The sequence below is a fragment of the Escherichia sp. WS547 genome, from assembly GCF_046486065.1.
Lineage (GTDB): Bacteria > Pseudomonadota > Gammaproteobacteria > Enterobacterales > Enterobacteriaceae > Escherichia > Escherichia coli.
Genome location: NZ_JBJQMA010000009.1, coordinates 164,488 through 179,748 on the forward strand (window position 1 = coordinate 164,488; position 15,261 = coordinate 179,748).

The following is a 15,261-nucleotide window of genomic DNA, read 5'->3' on the forward strand; positions in this document are numbered from 1 at the left end:
CTTTTAAGAAACACAATACGATGACATCAATTTATGACGTCAGGGATTGATAAGATGATGAAAACGCGTTTATTAATATCTCAAGCATCGAACATTATCACCATTAAAGGTCAACCAGCCGCAGTGACATTTGAAGCCGATATCAACGCATTTCGCGGCAAATTTCTCAATGTAAATGGTTATTGCGACTTTGTAGCGACAAGCATTGAGGCGTTATACCGGGAAGGTGAAAGTGCGCTGGATGAGTGGATGGCGGATTGTGAAGAGGACGGCATTGCCCCTTTTCGTGAAGAAGAGCAAAAACGCCTGACGCTTCGTGTTCCTCATCACATTGATTCGCGGCTGACCATCGTCGCCAGACAACATTCCATTTCAAAAAACCAGCTCATTGTTGATGTCTTAGAACGTGAGTTTTCAGCCCAGATGTAAACAGGTCGGATGCCGCGTGGCATCCGACCTTTTGCCAGTTCGTCAATATTACCCATTTACAAAATCGTCTCTTCCGTCAAAATCCGGCGCGCGCCTAAAAAATGGTCCTGCCAGAAAGGTTCAGCTAACCGACTTACCCGTATGGTTTCCCCGGTGCGCGGCGACTCAATAAACTGTCCATCGCCCAGATACACGCCCATATGGTCGGCAATCTCGCGGCTGTGGATATGAAAAAACAGCAAATCTCCCCGGCGCAGGTCGTTATTCGCCACAATGGTTGCCCGGCGATAGTGATACATCTCATTAGCCGTGCGTGGGAGCTTCGCCTCGAGGATCTTGTTGTAGGCATAAAAAACCAACCCGCTACAGTCGAAGCCTTGATCGGGCCGCGTGCCGCCCCAGACGTAAGGCTTGCCAAGCTGCTGCTCCAGGCGGTGAATCGCCACTTCGGTGATGTTGTGTAGATGGTCGCTGCTTAAGAAATGGTTGTTCTCCGCCAGCGCCTGCCAGCGTCTGTCACTCGCCTTGAGCGGCGCAGGAAACCATTCTGGATGCTGTTTTATCTGTTCGCGGTTGTGCTGGCGCAGCGCCTTTCTGCTTTCGGCATTGCCTTCCACAATGTAGCTGGCCTGCTTTTTCAGATGGGTTTGGTACTGTTTTAATAAACGCGCCCGGTTTTGCATCCGCTGGCGGGCGGCGTAGCTGAAAGAGATATGTGATGTGGTGGCGCTGGCGAGTAAAGGGAGCAAAACGCATAACGAAAACACGCCTGGATGCAGAAATCTGCCGTGAAAGAACGAAGACATGAAGGACATAAACTAGCTGAATGAAGGAGAGAATTTTAAAAGGTTGGGGGAGTAAACGGGATTATTAATTGCTTATTTGCATATTAGTTACGAGGTTTCATAATCTTAGGAAATAAGTGATACATGCGCTTTTCGGACTAATGAAAACTGCCCCTGTGCTAAATTTGTAAACCCTGCGCCGACAGGCTTGCGTAAAACTCTTTTGGTGATAATGTGAGCCTTCCAAATCCAGACTATTCCGATTTGGGATCCATTTTGCCGTCCTGGCGTGTGTAACCGTTTTATCAAGGAATAAGCAGTATGCGTAAAATCGCATTAATTCTTGCGATGTTGTTGATCCCGTGCGTTTCGTTTGCCGGTTTGCTGGGCAGCAGTAGCTCAACCACGCCAGTGAGCAAAGAGTATAAGCAGCAGTTGATGGGATCCCCTGTCTACATCCAGATCTTCAAGGAAGAACGTACGCTCGATCTCTACGTCAAAATGGGCGAGCAATATCAGCTGCTCGACAGTTATAAAATCTGTAAATATTCCGGCGGCTTAGGGCCAAAACAGCGTCAGGGCGATTTCAAAAGCCCGGAAGGGTTTTATAGCGTCCAGCGTAATCAGTTAAAACCAGACAGCCGTTACTACAAAGCAATTAATATTGGATTCCCCAATGCCTATGACCGTGCGCATGGTTATGAAGGGAAATACCTGATGATCCACGGCGATTGTGTTTCCATCGGCTGCTACGCGATGACCAATCAGGGTATTGATGAGATCTTCCAGTTCGTTACTGGTGCGCTGGTTTTTGGTCAGCCGAGCGTGCAAGTGAGTATTTACCCGTTCCGCATGACCGACGCCAATATGAAGCGCCATAAATATTCCAACTTTAAGGACTTCTGGGAGCAGCTGAAGCCAGGTTACGACTATTTTGAGCAAACCCGTAAGCCACCGACCGTTTCTGTGGTCAATGGTCGTTACGTGGTCAGCAAGCCGTTAAGCCACGAAGTTGTGCAGCCACAGCTGGCATCAAACTACACGCTCCCCGAGGCAAAATAAGCGCCATTCGCCTGGCATAATCTTTTGCCAGGTTTCATTGCCCGTCAGCGGCTGTGTTGCAATCACCGTGACCACATCATTCGGTGTGGTCTGCGAGCTGAAGTCGATTTCCACATCCTGATCCAGCAACGTTGCCACGCCAAACGGCGCACGACGGGTGATCCAGTGTAAATTAGTCGAGCAATACGCCATTACATAGCGCCCGTCAGAAAGCAGCATGTTGAAAACGCCCTTCTGCCGCAGTTCATCCGCCAGTGAGGCGATATATTTAAACACTGCCGCCATGTTACCCGGTGTGCGCGGGTAACGCTGCGTTAATTTATGCAGGAGCCAGCAGAAGGCTTTTTCGCTGTCGGTTTCACCGACCGGGCGGAAGTTGCCGGTTTCCAGTGATTTATAGCCCGTCAGTTGCCCATTATGGGCATAAGTCCAGTTACGCCCCCATAACTCGCGGGTAAACGGGTGAGTATTTTCCAGCGCCACCTCGCCCCGATTCGCCTGGCGAATATGAGCCACCACCGAACAGGATTTTATCGGGTAGTCCTGGACAAGTTTGGCGATGGGGGAATTAAAGCTGGGTTGCGGATCTTTAAATGTGCGACAGCCTTTACCTTCGTAAAAGGTAATGCCCCAGCCATCTTTATGTGGCCCGGTTCCACCACCACGCTGTACAAGTCCGGTGAAACTAAAGCAGATATCGGTAGGGACGTTGGCGCTCATCCCGAGCAATTCGCACATGGGTAACCTCCACAACAGCGGGAGCGCATGGCTCCCGGCGAAGATTGATTAAAAAGTACAAAGGTGCAGGCTGTTACCCTCACCCCGGCCCTCTCCCTGAAAGGGAGAAAAGACCTTACTTAACCATCTCTTTTTCAATTAACTGGATCAGGATATGGATCACTTTAATGTGAATCTCCTGAATGCGGTCGGCATAACCAAAGTGCGGTACGCGAATTTCGATATCCGCCGTGCCAGCCATTTTGCCGCCGTCTTTACCGGTCAGGGTGATCACTTTCATCCCCTTCTCACGCGCCGCCGCGATCGCTTTGATCACGTTCGCAGAGTTACCGGAAGTGGAGATCCCCAGCAGTACATCGCCTTCGCGACCTACCGCTTCAACGTAACGGGAGAAAATATCATTGAAACCAAAATCGTTACCGACGCAGGAAATATGACTAACGTCAGAAATGGCAATCGCCGGGTAGCCCGGACGGTTTTCACGGTAGCGACCGGTCAACTCTTCGGCAAAGTGCATAGCGTCGCAATGGGAGCCGCCGTTGCCACAGGAAAGCACCTTGCCACCGGCTTTAAAGCTGTCTGCTAACAGGACCGCCGCGCGCTGAATGGCGTGAATATTGGCGTCATCTTTTAAAAAGTTAGCCAGCGTTTCCGCCGCTTCGTTCAGTTCGTTACGAATAAGATCCTGGTACATGAGGATATCCTTCAGCATAAATGTAATAGACAAAATGCAGTGTACCGGATACCGCCAAAAGCGAGAAGTACGGGCAGGTGCTATGACCAGGACTTTTTGACCTGAAGTGCGGATAAAAACAGCAACAATGTGAGCTTTGTTGTAATTATATTGTAAACACATTGCTAAATGTTTTTACATCCACTACAACCATATCATCACAAGTGGTCAGACCTCCTACAAGTAAGGGGCTTTTCGTTATGATGATTTTGAGTATTCTCGCTACGGTTGTCCTGCTCGGCGCGTTGTTCTATCACCGCGTGAGCTTATTTATCAGCAGTCTGATTTTGCTCGCCTGGACAGCCGCACTCGGCGTTGCTGGTCTGTGGTCGGCGTGGGTACTGGTGCCTCTGGCCATTATCCTCGTGCCATTTAACTTTGCGCCTATGCGTAAGTCGATGATTTCCGCGCCGGTATTTCGCGGTTTCCGTAAGGTGATGCCGCCGATGTCGCGCACTGAGAAAGAAGCGATTGATGCGGGCACCACCTGGTGGGAAGGCGATTTGTTCCAGGGCAAGCCGGACTGGAAAAAGCTGCATAACTATCCGCAGCCGCGCCTGACCGCAGAAGAGCAAGCGTTTCTCGACGGCCCGGTAGAAGAAGCCTGCCGGATGGCGAATGATTTCCAGATTACTCATGAGCTGGCGGATCTGCCGCCGGAGTTGTGGGCGTACCTTAAAGAGCATCGTTTCTTCGCGATGATCATCAAAAAAGAGTACGGCGGGCTGGAGTTCTCGGCTTATGCCCAGTCTCGCGTGCTGCAAAAACTCTCCGGCGTGAGCGGGATCCTGGCGATTACCGTCGGCGTGCCAAACTCATTAGGTCCGGGCGAGCTGCTGCAACATTACGGCACTGACGAGCAGAAAGATCACTATCTGCCGCGTCTGGCGCGTGGTCAGGAAATCCCTTGCTTTGCACTGACCAGCCCGGAAGCGGGTTCCGATGCAGGCGCTATCCCGGATACCGGGATTGTCTGCATGGGCGAATGGCAGGGCCAGCAGGTGCTGGGAATGCGTCTGACCTGGAACAAACGCTACATTACGCTCGCACCGATTGCGACCGTGCTTGGTCTGGCGTTTAAACTCTCCGACCCGGAAAAACTGCTGGGTGGCGCAGAAGATTTAGGTATTACCTGTGCGCTGATCCCGACCACCACGCCGGGCGTGGAAATTGGTCGTCGCCACTTCCCGCTAAACGTACCGTTCCAGAACGGACCGACGCGCGGTAAAGATGTCTTCGTACCGATCGATTACATTATCGGCGGACCAAAAATGGCCGGGCAAGGCTGGCGGATGCTGGTGGAGTGCCTCTCGGTAGGCCGCGGCATCACCCTGCCTTCCAACTCAACCGGCGGCGTGAAATCGGTAGCGCTGGCAACGGGTGCGTATGCGCACATTCGCCGTCAGTTCAAAATCTCTATCGGTAAGATGGAAGGGATTGAAGAGCCGCTGGCGCGTATTGCCGGGAATGCCTACGTGATGGATGCTGCGGCATCGCTGATTACCTACGGCATTATGCTCGGTGAAAAACCCGCCGTGTTGTCGGCTATCGTTAAGTATCACTGTACCCACCGGGGGCAGCAATCGATTATTGATGCGATGGATATCACTGGTGGCAAAGGCATTATGCTCGGGCAGAGCAACTTCCTGGCGCGTGCTTACCAGGGCGCACCGATTGCCATAACCGTTGAAGGGGCTAACATTCTGACCCGCAGCATGATGATCTTCGGACAAGGAGCGATTCGTTGCCATCCGTACGTGCTGGAAGAGATGGAAGCGGCGAAGAACAATGACGTAAATGCGTTCGATAAACTGCTGTTCAAACATATCGGTCACGTCGGTAGCAACAAAGTTCGCAGCTTCTGGCTGGGCCTGACGCGCGGTTTAACCAGCAGCACGCCAACCGGCGATGCCACTAAACGCTACTATCAACACCTGAACCGCCTGAGCGCCAACCTCGCCCTGCTTTCTGATGTCTCGATGGCTGTGCTGGGCGGCAGCCTGAAACGTCGCGAGCGTATCTCGGCACGTCTGGGGGATATTTTAAGCCAGCTTTACCTCGCCTCTGCCGTTCTGAAGCGTTATGACGACGAAGGCCGTAATGAAGCCGATCTGCCGCTGGTGCACTGGGGCGTACAGGATGCGCTGTATCAGGCTGAACAGGCGATGGACGATTTACTGCAAAACTTCCCGAACCGCGTGGTTGCCGGGCTGCTGAATGTAGTGATCTTCCCGACCGGACGTCATTATCTGGCACCGTCTGACAAGCTGGATCATAAAGTGGCGAAGATTTTACAAGTGCCGAACGCCACTCGCTCACGTATTGGTCGCGGTCAGTACCTGACGCCGAGCGAGCATAATCCGGTTGGCTTGCTGGAAGAGGCGCTGGTGGATGTGATTGCCGCCGACCCGATTCATCAGCGGATCTGTAAAGAGCTGGGTAAAAACCTGCCATTTACCCGTCTGGATGAACTGGCGCACAACGCGCTGGCGAAGGGGCTGATTGATAAAGATGAAGCCGCTATTCTGGTGAAAGCTGAAGAAAGCCGTCTGCGCAGTATTAATGTTGATGACTTTGATCCGGAAGAGCTGGCGACGAAGCCGGTAAAGTTGCCGGAGAAAGTGCGGAAAGTTGAAGCCGCGTAATTGAATAACGGAGCCGAAAGGCTCCGTTTCTTTATCCGCTAATTATTTAAAATTAAAGCCATCCGGATGGTTTTCCAGGCTGCCGGTCAACGCCGCGAACAGCACCGTTTTACCATCAATCGAAAGCGCATCGTTCACATTCAACCAGGTGAGTTTCTCTTGCGACGTTTTCTCATCAATGGTCGAGAACAGCCCCGTCATCTGATTAGATTTCTCGGACCACATCACAGCGATACGTTGCGAGCCACAGTCATGCGGTTTGCACGCGCTCATCACCTGATACGTCTCATCTCCCAACGTTACGGTTTGTGCAGGGGTATAAGTACCGCCTTTCATCACCCAGGCAGGCAGCTTATGCCCTTGCACCATCTGATTAAACGCAGCTTTGGTGGTTTCGCCCTTTGCAAGGCTGCTAATGGTTAAATCATCCTGCGCCATTGCACTGGTGGCGATGACCAGAGCGGCGACTGTCGTTATTGCCTTAAACATCATTCCTCCCGAGCTTATCCTGCCCATGTTATTAACCTCCTAAAGCCTGGCGATAACACGATAATTTGCAAATCAGATATTTCCAATATCAGCATTTGTTATCAATTTATTCTGCGCTAAGGCAACTGCCTGATAAGGTGTTAGAGTTATAAAACCCTTCGCATAAAGGAGTTGTACACCGTGTCTGGTTTGAAGATTACGCTTTTACAGCAACCACTGGTGTGGATGGATGGTCCTGCCAACCTGCGTCATTTTGATCGTCAACTGGAAGGTATTACCGGACGCGATGTGATCGTTCTACCGGAGATGTTTACCAGCGGCTTTGCCATGGAAGCGGCAGCTTCGTCGCTAGCACAAGATGACGTAGTGAACTGGATGACAGCCAAAGCGCAGCAGTGCAATGCGCTGATTGCAGGCAGTGTTGCATTACAAACGGAGTCTGGTTCGGTTAACCGCTTTTTGCTGGTTGAGCCGGGCGGCACGGTACATTTTTATGATAAGCGTCATCTGTTCCGCATGGCAGATGAGCATCTACATTATAAAGCGGGCAATGCGCGAGTGATTGTGGAATGGCGCGGCTGGCGTATTTTGCCGCTGGTGTGCTACGACTTACGTTTTCCGGTGTGGTCGCGCAATCTCAACGATTATGACCTCGCCATCTACGTTGCCAACTGGCCTGCTCCGCGCTCTCTGCACTGGCAGGCATTGCTGACGGCCCGCGCGATTGAGAATCAGGCGTATGTGGCGGGATGCAATCGCGTCGGCAGCGATGGCAACGGCTGCCATTATCGCGGTGACAGCCGGGTGATTAATCCACAGGGCGAGATTATCGCTACTGCCGACGCGCATCAGGCAACGCGCATTGATGCGGAGCTGTCGATGGTGGCATTGCGGGAATATAGAGAAAAGTTTCCGGCATGGCGGGATGCGGATGAGTTTAGGTTGTGGTGAGTGGGTGTTGTGTTTAGGGGCGGGGTAAGACTACGGGTCAGGGCAAGATTACGAAAGCCCGGAGCCTGTCCATCATTCTGTGTAAATGCCTTTCTCAGAAGTGACCGTCAAGGCGGTCACCGAACTCGATAATAAAGCGACTCATCCCTATCCGCCAGTCCTGAAGTGGCATCGTCCATTTTTGCGACGCTGACTGGAAAGCCAGCCACACCACTTTTTTCACCGACTCATCTGTCGGGAACACTTTCCGTTTCTTTATCGCATGTGTGATGATGCTATTCAGCGATTCGATTGCGTTAGTGGTGTAGATAACCTTGCGGATCGCCTCCGGGTACACGAAGAATGTGGCAACATTCGGCCAGTTTGCCCGCCAGCTGCGACTTATCTGCGGGTACCGTGCATCCCATTCCTTCCCAGGGAAAGATTACGAAAGCCCGCTCCCCGCAAGGACTGACGCCAGATAGTTTCTGTCCATGGCTGCTTTTCGCATCTTACGTCTTAACCCTGCCTTGAATACCTTATCATTCGTCAAAATATTAATAGCGATGTGCCGTATCCCTGAAAATAATTCTGCTGCATTTCCTCTTCTTATTTTGCAGTCGTCTTCATTCATTACCACGTCCAGACGCCAGTGCAGCTTATTCTCCACGTGCCAGTGGTTTCGGATTGCTGTGGCGAACTTCTCTGCGGTTAAATCAGCAGAACTAATATAATATCTGACCGTCATTTCTGGCTCTTTCTTTTGTTCTGCTATTATTGACCGAAAGGAGACTGCCACGCATAATTTCTTCAGACCTTTCCATTCAAACGTGAAATCAATAAGTTCATCAGGGACATCGCAAACAATGTGAAGACGGATTTCTTCTCTGCCGTGACTCTTTTCACTCATTGCGTAACTGTCATGCTCTGGATTATTTAATTCTTTCAGCGGAAATTCTCGAAGGCTTTATTTAGCCGCCCCTGGTTTCCTTTTACAGCGAATAAATAATCACCTCCCTGTTTTTGTATCTTCTCTGCAATATCTTTCTGGCAACCCATCGCATCAGTTGTGATGATTTTTCCTTTAATATCCAGCATGTTAAGAAGTTCTGGGATAGCTGTAATTTCATTGGATTTCTCATCCGTCCTGATCTGTCCGATGACCAGACTGTGCATTGTTGAGAACGCACTAATGACATGAATCGCTCCCTTGCGGCGACTCTTGTCATAAGAATGCCGGAGTGTTTTTCCATCAATTGCGATGACGTCTTTATCATCTGAAGTATGGCAATCTCGCATCCAGTTAATAAAGCACTCGTGAAATTTTGCAGGACTGATACAGGATACAACTCTGGCGATGGTATCGTGAACAGGAATACCATTTTAAAAATCACCGTATTGTTTTAAAAAATCGAGATGTGTTTCCCCAAAATCCTCTATATCTTCCCAACCTTCCGCACCCGAAATAACAGCACAAATAGTCAACAGTAGAATATCCGATAATTTATGTTCCACTTTCCAGGCTTGTCTGTAATCGGGGATAATAGAAATATGCCCCATCAATTTTTTAAGTTCTATTTTGTTCTCCTTAATTATGTAAGGAGTATTTGATCATGTATAAGCAATAAAAAACAGCTTTAGGTAATGAGGAATATCTCAATTTTTAAGCATAAAATGCGAATTGTTTAGTACAAAAAAGCAGCGTTACGTGATCTTTCCCTGCACTTCACCCTAACTTTAATTTAACTTCAAGAAGTATTAAGGCCTCAATAGCGAACTTAATACTTCTTAAAGAATATCACTCCTGACCAAAATCTTTCCACACTAATGCATGAGACTTTGATTTATCACCCAAAAATTTACTTACATCTTTCCAAAGTAAAGAATTGCTATCGGTCGCAGTGACTATTGCCTCTATAAGCCCTGTAGCTACAACTGTGGCCAATTCATCATCAATCGAGACCATACCATCTTCGACATGTTTAAATATTTTTTCTCTTTCAATATCACCCATTTCATAAAAATTTTTTACAATCGTTTTTCCAATCTGAGAGAACAACATAACCACCGGTGGAGTTTCTGGATGCCAGTATTCATTAGCTAATGAGACTGTCTCAGACAAAACAGTGGAAAACGATGCCATTTTTTCTATATAATTAGCAATATATTGGTTCATTACTTGCCTCCCAAAGCATTCTGTAAATCCTGAAGAACGTTTTCTGCTGCTGCTCGATCCCCTGGAGATGCTGTTGGATTCTTATCCAACCAATCCTGTAAAGCCCTTGTATAATCCTGTGCTTTCAATACATGTCCTCTACCACCAACTTTTTCACCTGTGGCCAATTCATAACGAACAGCATCTGCTGTGCTTCCACTTCCTACTTTTGCATTTGGCCGATAAAGATCGTCTATAATATTTTTCAAATTTGAATCTGTAACGTCAGGTTTTCCCATCTTCTGTCGCAATTCATCTTTATACCGTTCATGCTGCATACGATCTCTTGCGCTATTCTCATCTTCTGGTCCCCATCCTCCCGGGCTTCCCGTACTGCCACCACCCAGGCAGTTCTTCTCTTCCTCCGTCAAATCCTTCCCGACATTTGGATTCTCTTTTGATGAATCATCATTTCCAAACACGCTGGAAAAAGCACCATAGGGATCTCGCCAGAATTCCATTTGACTTTGTGCATTTAATAATTCGGCTTCACCCTGCATCTCCATACTTTTCTCAATCGCGTCCCCAACAGCCTCGCGATTGTTGTATATTATTATACCACCACCAATAACCACCGTACCGACTGCCGCACCGACTAACATCCCCGGAGGGCCTCCTACCGAACCGATCTCTGTACCTACTTCAGAACCAGTTCCCATGGCAGTTAATGCTCCTGCGCCCAACGCCGCACTTAATCCCAGCGGATCCAGCCGTTGCACCGGGTTCAGTGGATACGCATACAGGTTCCATCCCCCCTTCAGCCCAATCGGATCCTGGGTGATATACCTCCCCTGTAGCGGGTCATAGTACCGGTGACGGTTGTAGTACAGCCCCGACTCCTCATCATACTGCTGCCCCGGCAGACGGAGTGACTGTTGAAGGTGCTGCGTGCTTTCCTCTCCCAGCAGGTTTCCCCACTCGTCATACTCCCCGCGCCACGCCGTTTCCCCTTCCGGGCTGATAAGCGCCTGCGGCAGCCCACGGTGGTCACAGTGGTAAAGATGAAGTTTCCTCTCCGGGATGTATTCCGCCTCCAGTTGCGCCGCCATCTGTTCCGCCGTCAACCCACACTGTGCAAGCCACTGCTGGCTTTCTTCACTCACGCTGCCCTGCCGCAGTTCCCGCTCCAGCCTCCCCAGCATCACCGCCAGCTCCGCCGGTAGCGTCACACCCGTGTCCTCCTGCAACACCTCCGCCAGGCTACGGTGCCGCGCCTTCGCCTGTTCGCCATTCTCTGTTTCGATTCTCAGGAGCGGCGTGAAGCTCCCCGGCTGGTATACCGTCTGGATACGCGTGGTGTCGGTCTGTACCGTCGTCAGCCTGTCGCCGTCCCACCCGTACCAGGTCACCTCCGGTTTACGCGACAGCGACATCCACCCCGTCAGGTCACGCTCCCGCCGCCACACCCGTTTTCCCGTCCGGCGGCCCAGCGGGTCATAGAGGTAGCGGCTCTCCACCTGTGGCTCGCCGTGCTGTATCCGCGTGTAGAACACCAGGCGGTGCTGGCTGTCGTAATGGTAGTGGTGCGTCCGCTCGTCGTGCATCCGTATCACCCCTTCCGGGATACGGTCCGTCTTCTCCGCCAGCCTGCCGTATTTATCGTAGCGGTAGACATAGTGCGCATCTTCCGTGATGCGGTTATCCGGCCATGCCGTGAGGGTGCTGTCCGGGTGCAGTTCCGGGTCCGGCAGCCGGTTTCCTGCCGGGTCCGTCGCATACGGGATATCAATGTCCAGGTTCGCTGCCGTGGTGTGGACGCCCGTCAGCCTTCCCGTGTCGCTGTAACGGTACTCCCGGCTCTCCTGCGGGCCGCTGATGCGAATTAGCTGTCCGTTGTCGTTCCAGTCGTAGTCACGGTCAAGCTGCGGAAGGTTCAGGTGCCTGCTCCGGAGCTGGCCGCTGGTATTCCAGGCGGTGGCAAGCTCATATGCCTCCCCGCCGAAGCTGCGGGCCGTCTCACGGTGCAGCCGGTCCCGCGTGTACTCGACCAGTGGCGTACCACCCAGCTTCATTCCCGCAAGATAACCGCTGCCATACGTCAGCCACTCCACCGGCGGCAGACCGTCCGGCTCCTGACGGGTCGCCAGCCCCTGTTCGCTGTACGCGTGCTTCGTCTCATGCTCCCACAGCATCTCCCCCGTCTCCGGGTTCTCCACCGTCTGCCGTTCGCCCGTCAGGCGGCCTTTATCGTCATAGCCGTAGTGGACCGACACGCGGTGGTCTTCACTGGTATGGCTGATGGTGGTTAACCACCCGTACTCATCATACTGCCACTGCTCCGCCGGGTCGCCGTTCACCGTCCGGTGCGTGATGCGGTCCGACGCATCGTAGTGCCAGAGGGTGATAAGCCCCTCGTCTTCACTGTGGACAAGCTGCCCTGTGGCGCTGTACCGGTAACGCTGCGTCCTGCCGTCAAAGCCGCGCTGCTCCGTCAGCCTGTCCACCGGGTCATACCGGAACGTGGACTGGCTGCCGTTCTCGTTGGTCAGCACGGTGATGCGCCCGGCAGCGTCATACCCCATGCTGCGCGTCAGACCGCCTTCCGTCACACTCACCGGACGCCCGCGTTTATCATATTCGATGGTGCTGCGTTTACCGTCCGGTGATATCGTTGCTGTCAGGTCGCCTGCGGCGCTGTACTCATAACGGGTCTCCCGCCCCTGCGCATCCTTCTGACTGACCAGTTGGCCACGCGGGTTATAACTGCTGTAAGTGCTGATGCCTTCCTCCCGGTGAACGGCGATTTGTTGACCGCACCGGTCATACTCATACCGCGTCGTGTACCCCGAGCAGTCCGTAAACGCCTGAAGCTGACCGTACCGGTTTCGCGTTATTCTCCGCGTCACCCCGGTTCCGTCTTCCACCGCGCCGGGCAGGCTACTGCGGGGGGAGTCATAAAACCAGCGCGTAATGTTACCGTTGCGCGAGATCTCTTCCGCCAGCCTGCCCTGACGGTCATATTTCCGGCTGCTGCGCAGCCCGTCCGGGTACGTCACTGACGTCACCTGCCGCTGGCTGTTGTAGCCATACCGCACCGTCCTGCCGTCCGGCAGTATCACTGAAGTCAGCTTTCCAGACGCCATATGCAGCCGGTACTCCGTCCGCCGTCCCGCCGCATCCGTCTGCGCCTTCAGCCTCCCCGCCTCATCATACTCGCTGCGGGTGATGCTCCCGTCCGCATGTTCCTTCTTCACCACCCGCTTCAGGCCACCTTCGCCTTCCGTGTACAGCACCTCCCGCCTGTTCAGGCTGTCCGTGATGATTACCCGGCTCTCTCCGTACTCAAAGCGGTAGTCCAGCCCCTCCGGGTTGACCTGCTCCGTCACCCGGCCGGTATCATCATACCGGTAGCGGCTCTCCGGCCTCCCCGCATAATGGTGCGCCACCATCCGCCCGGCGTGCGCCACATCATAAGTAAACCCGCGCACCTGCGTCCCGCTGCGGTCATACACCGCCCGCAGTTCTCCGCTGGCCGTGTACGTGTAGCGCGCCAGCGGCGCAGTCGGCTGTTCATCCGGGTATGCCGGGTCGTGTGTCAGCCACACCGCCTCCAGCCGGATACCGTTATCGGCACCGTATTCTGTACCGGCGGGCAGCGTATCGGGGAAAACCTGAGAAGAGGAAACAGAACGGGGACCGGCAGGGGAAGATAAGGAAGACTCGCGCTGTTTACGGAAGGCTTCCGCCCGCTGCGCCTGCGTGCTCAGCGCCAGGTGAAAACGACGGCCCGCACCGTCCGTCACCCCCGTCACCGCGCCCGCCACGTCACCCTCCGCCGCCCGGTGGAAGGCCAGCGTCCGCCCGAAGCCGTCCACCACGCCCGTCAGCACCCGGTATGCGGGCGGCTCCGGCGGCAGCACCTCGTCCACTTCCGGCACCCGCTCCGGCCAGCCGAGTATCCACCACGGCCCCTGAAGGCTGTTTGTCGCCAGGTACACATGCGGACTCAGGCGAACATCTTCCGGCAGCACCTGCCAGAGCGCGCTTAGCGGCTGCGAACTGTGCTGCGCCGCCACCCCGCCCCGCGCCAGCCAGAGTGACTCGCTGCGGCTGTAGCTTATCTCGCCGGGAAACAGCGGCTCAAAGTGAATGCTCCTGCCGCCGTTGTCGTTGAGTATCAGTTCCCGCTCATGAACCTGTAAGCGGATATCGAAGGGGGCTTTCCAGCCGGGACCAAACACCCCCACCGGCGCGGACGTCCTGGTCCGGTAGCTGCTGTAGGCGCGGGAAAGAATAAACGGCAACGGGCCGGGCAGCGCAAGGTCCGTCTCGCCCGGCAGCACCTTCGCTCCCAGCAGCGGGTTTACCGGATTGCCATATTTCGGCGTGGCTTCCCCTGTGGGACACACCGAGCAGGCCACACCGGTTGGCGCACCTATCAGCACCCCTGCTGAACCCTGCACAATATCCAGTCCCTTGCGGGTCATGTCACCCTGCCGCGCCGCCGGTTTTCCACCCATGAATCAATTCCTTCTGCTTTTAATATGGTTTATCTGGTCACTGCACCAGTTCCGTTTTAATTTTTTGCACCTGACTCAAAATTGCCGCATATCCGGCATTCCGGGGGGTAAATCTTTCGGCACAGGCGCATCCGGTACAGGTTGTGTGGCACCACAGTTCCAGTTAATCACCGGCGCATCACCGTTCACATCCGACTCTCCTTCCAGATGAATGTGCGTACCATTGAGAAATATGCTTCCGTCCTTCGTCAGCACCAACCTTGCCTTACCGCAGCAGAGTTCCAGATGCTCACCGGCAGAATAAACTGCTGTTTGTCCGGTGTTTTCCTTCATCGTCTTGCCCACCGAGAAGGTGACGTTATTCCCTACATTGACGCTGTAGCCCATTCCCACCATCAGTGATTTATGCAGCCCTACCTGTGAGGACTGCAACAACGCCACCGAGGTATTCATGATGCCGCCTACCGTCGTCTGGTAAGCCACGCCCACCGTCAGCGCACGAATGATCCCCACCTTTTCAACCTGGTTTGAACCCACTTTGACAATCTGGTTGCTGCCTACCGTTTCCACCTGGTTGACACCAACCGTCTGTATCTGATTAACGCCAATGTTCTGGATCTGGTTATTGGTAACGGTGATCGCCTGGTTGTTACCTATTTTTTCGGCATGGTTGTTTATCACATCCGTGGTGCGGTTATTCAGCACCTCGGTGTTCATGTTCTTCTGCGCGTGGATGTAGACCTGTTCTTTCCCTGTCGCATCGTCAAACTTCAGT

General features: G+C 53.0%; 11 protein-coding genes and 2 pseudogenes. 4 read left to right on the forward strand and 9 right to left on the reverse strand.

All coding sequences use genetic code 11. The annotated features are described in order from the left end of the window. Window positions 1–75: 75 nt before the first annotated feature. Window positions 76–429, forward strand: a complete 354-nt coding sequence (locus ACJHWK_RS10895; protein WP_024166466.1) for a type II toxin-antitoxin system HicB family antitoxin — start codon at window positions 76–78, stop codon at window positions 427–429. Between the two features lie 56 nt (window positions 430–485). On the opposite strand, the gene ACJHWK_RS10900 is transcribed toward ACJHWK_RS10895, so the two are convergent. Further along, window positions 486–1,235, reverse strand: coding sequence for a C40 family peptidase (locus tag ACJHWK_RS10900; RefSeq protein ID WP_016233951.1), 750 nt, complete (start codon window positions 1,233–1,235; stop codon window positions 486–488). A gap of 300 nt (window positions 1,236–1,535) precedes the next feature. Between ACJHWK_RS10900 and dpaA the strand changes: the two genes are divergently transcribed. Beyond that, entirely contained in the window at window positions 1,536–2,276 is a 741-nt protein-coding gene (gene dpaA, locus ACJHWK_RS10905) for a peptidoglycan meso-diaminopimelic acid protein amidase (RefSeq protein WP_001225679.1), read from the forward strand. Here dpaA and ACJHWK_RS10910 read toward each other — a convergent pair. Both ACJHWK_RS10910 and lpcA read right to left on the reverse strand, forming a co-directional pair. Then, window positions 2,247–3,014, reverse strand: a complete 768-nt coding sequence (locus ACJHWK_RS10910; RefSeq protein WP_000333380.1) for a class II glutamine amidotransferase — start codon at window positions 3,012–3,014, stop codon at window positions 2,247–2,249. The two genes, dpaA and ACJHWK_RS10910, sit on opposite strands and share 30 nt — an antisense overlap. A 115-nt stretch (window positions 3,015–3,129) precedes the next feature. Then, window positions 3,130–3,708, reverse strand: a complete 579-nt coding sequence (gene lpcA, locus ACJHWK_RS10915; RefSeq protein WP_000284050.1) for a D-sedoheptulose 7-phosphate isomerase — start codon at window positions 3,706–3,708, stop codon at window positions 3,130–3,132. 239 nt (window positions 3,709–3,947) lie between these two features. Here lpcA and fadE point away from each other — a divergent pair, with 239 nt between their 5' ends. Continuing rightward, window positions 3,948–6,392 carry an acyl-CoA dehydrogenase FadE gene (gene fadE, locus ACJHWK_RS10920; protein WP_000973081.1) on the forward strand — a complete coding sequence of 815 codons (2,445 nt, stop codon included), beginning with the start codon at window positions 3,948–3,950 and terminating at the stop codon, window positions 6,390–6,392. 42 nt (window positions 6,393–6,434) lie between these two features. Here the strand turns inward: fadE and ivy are convergent, their stop codons facing one another. Further along, on the reverse strand, window positions 6,435–6,881 hold the full coding sequence (gene ivy / locus ACJHWK_RS10925) for an Ivy family C-type lysozyme inhibitor (RefSeq protein ID WP_001308392.1): 447 nt from the start codon (window positions 6,879–6,881) through the stop codon (window positions 6,435–6,437). 180 nt (window positions 6,882–7,061) lie between these two features. Here ivy and yafV point away from each other — a divergent pair, with 180 nt between their 5' ends. Continuing rightward, window positions 7,062–7,832 (forward strand): 2-oxoglutaramate amidase, encoded by a 771-nt coding sequence (gene yafV, locus ACJHWK_RS10930; RefSeq protein ID WP_000015780.1) that lies wholly within the window; start codon window positions 7,062–7,064, stop codon window positions 7,830–7,832. A 94-nt stretch (window positions 7,833–7,926) separates the two neighbouring features. Here yafV and ACJHWK_RS10935 read toward each other — a convergent pair. The 5 genes and pseudogenes from ACJHWK_RS10935 to ACJHWK_RS10955 form a co-directional block, all read right to left on the reverse strand. Then, window positions 7,927–8,238: pseudogene (locus ACJHWK_RS10935) on the reverse strand (transposase); the annotation flags it as partial. Window positions 8,239–8,256: 18 nt separating this feature from the next. Then, window positions 8,257–9,389 (reverse strand): annotated as a pseudogene (locus ACJHWK_RS10940) (ISAs1 family transposase). A gap of 220 nt (window positions 9,390–9,609) precedes the next feature. After that, a complete protein-coding gene (locus tag ACJHWK_RS10945) occupies window positions 9,610–9,987 on the reverse strand; it encodes a hypothetical protein (protein WP_001077735.1) in 378 nt (125 codons plus the stop codon). Further along, window positions 9,987–14,486 carry an RHS element core protein gene (locus ACJHWK_RS10950; RefSeq protein WP_170886273.1) on the reverse strand — a complete coding sequence of 1,500 codons (4,500 nt, stop codon included), beginning with the start codon at window positions 14,484–14,486 and terminating at the stop codon, window positions 9,987–9,989. The genes ACJHWK_RS10945 and ACJHWK_RS10950 overlap by 1 nt, the downstream gene beginning before the upstream one ends. A 75-nt stretch (window positions 14,487–14,561) precedes the next feature. Then, the coding region (locus ACJHWK_RS10955) for a bacteriophage T4 gp5 trimerisation domain-containing protein (RefSeq protein ID WP_175096799.1) at window positions 14,562–15,261 on the reverse strand (700 nt) is incomplete at its 5' end.

Bases quoted from the DNA above. Each gene is read 5' to 3' on its own strand.
- ACJHWK_RS10900 (WP_016233951.1), bottom strand. From the start codon at position 1,235: ATGTCTTCGTTCTTTCACGGCAGATTTCTGCATCCAGGCGTGTTTTCG.
- dpaA (WP_001225679.1), top strand. From the start codon at position 1,536: ATGCGTAAAATCGCATTAATTCTTGCGATGTTGTTGATCCCGTGCGTT.
- ACJHWK_RS10910 (WP_000333380.1), bottom strand. From the start codon at position 3,014: ATGTGCGAATTGCTCGGGATGAGCGCCAACGTCCCTACCGATATCTGC.
- lpcA (WP_000284050.1), bottom strand. From the start codon at position 3,708: ATGTACCAGGATCTTATTCGTAACGAACTGAACGAAGCGGCGGAAACG.
- fadE (WP_000973081.1), top strand. From the start codon at position 3,948: ATGATGATTTTGAGTATTCTCGCTACGGTTGTCCTGCTCGGCGCGTTG.
- ivy (WP_001308392.1), bottom strand. From the start codon at position 6,881: ATGTTTAAGGCAATAACGACAGTCGCCGCTCTGGTCATCGCCACCAGT.
- ACJHWK_RS10945 (WP_001077735.1), bottom strand. From the start codon at position 9,987: ATGAACCAATATATTGCTAATTATATAGAAAAAATGGCATCGTTTTCC.
- ACJHWK_RS10950 (WP_170886273.1), bottom strand. From the start codon at position 14,486: ATGGGTGGAAAACCGGCGGCGCGGCAGGGTGACATGACCCGCAAGGGA.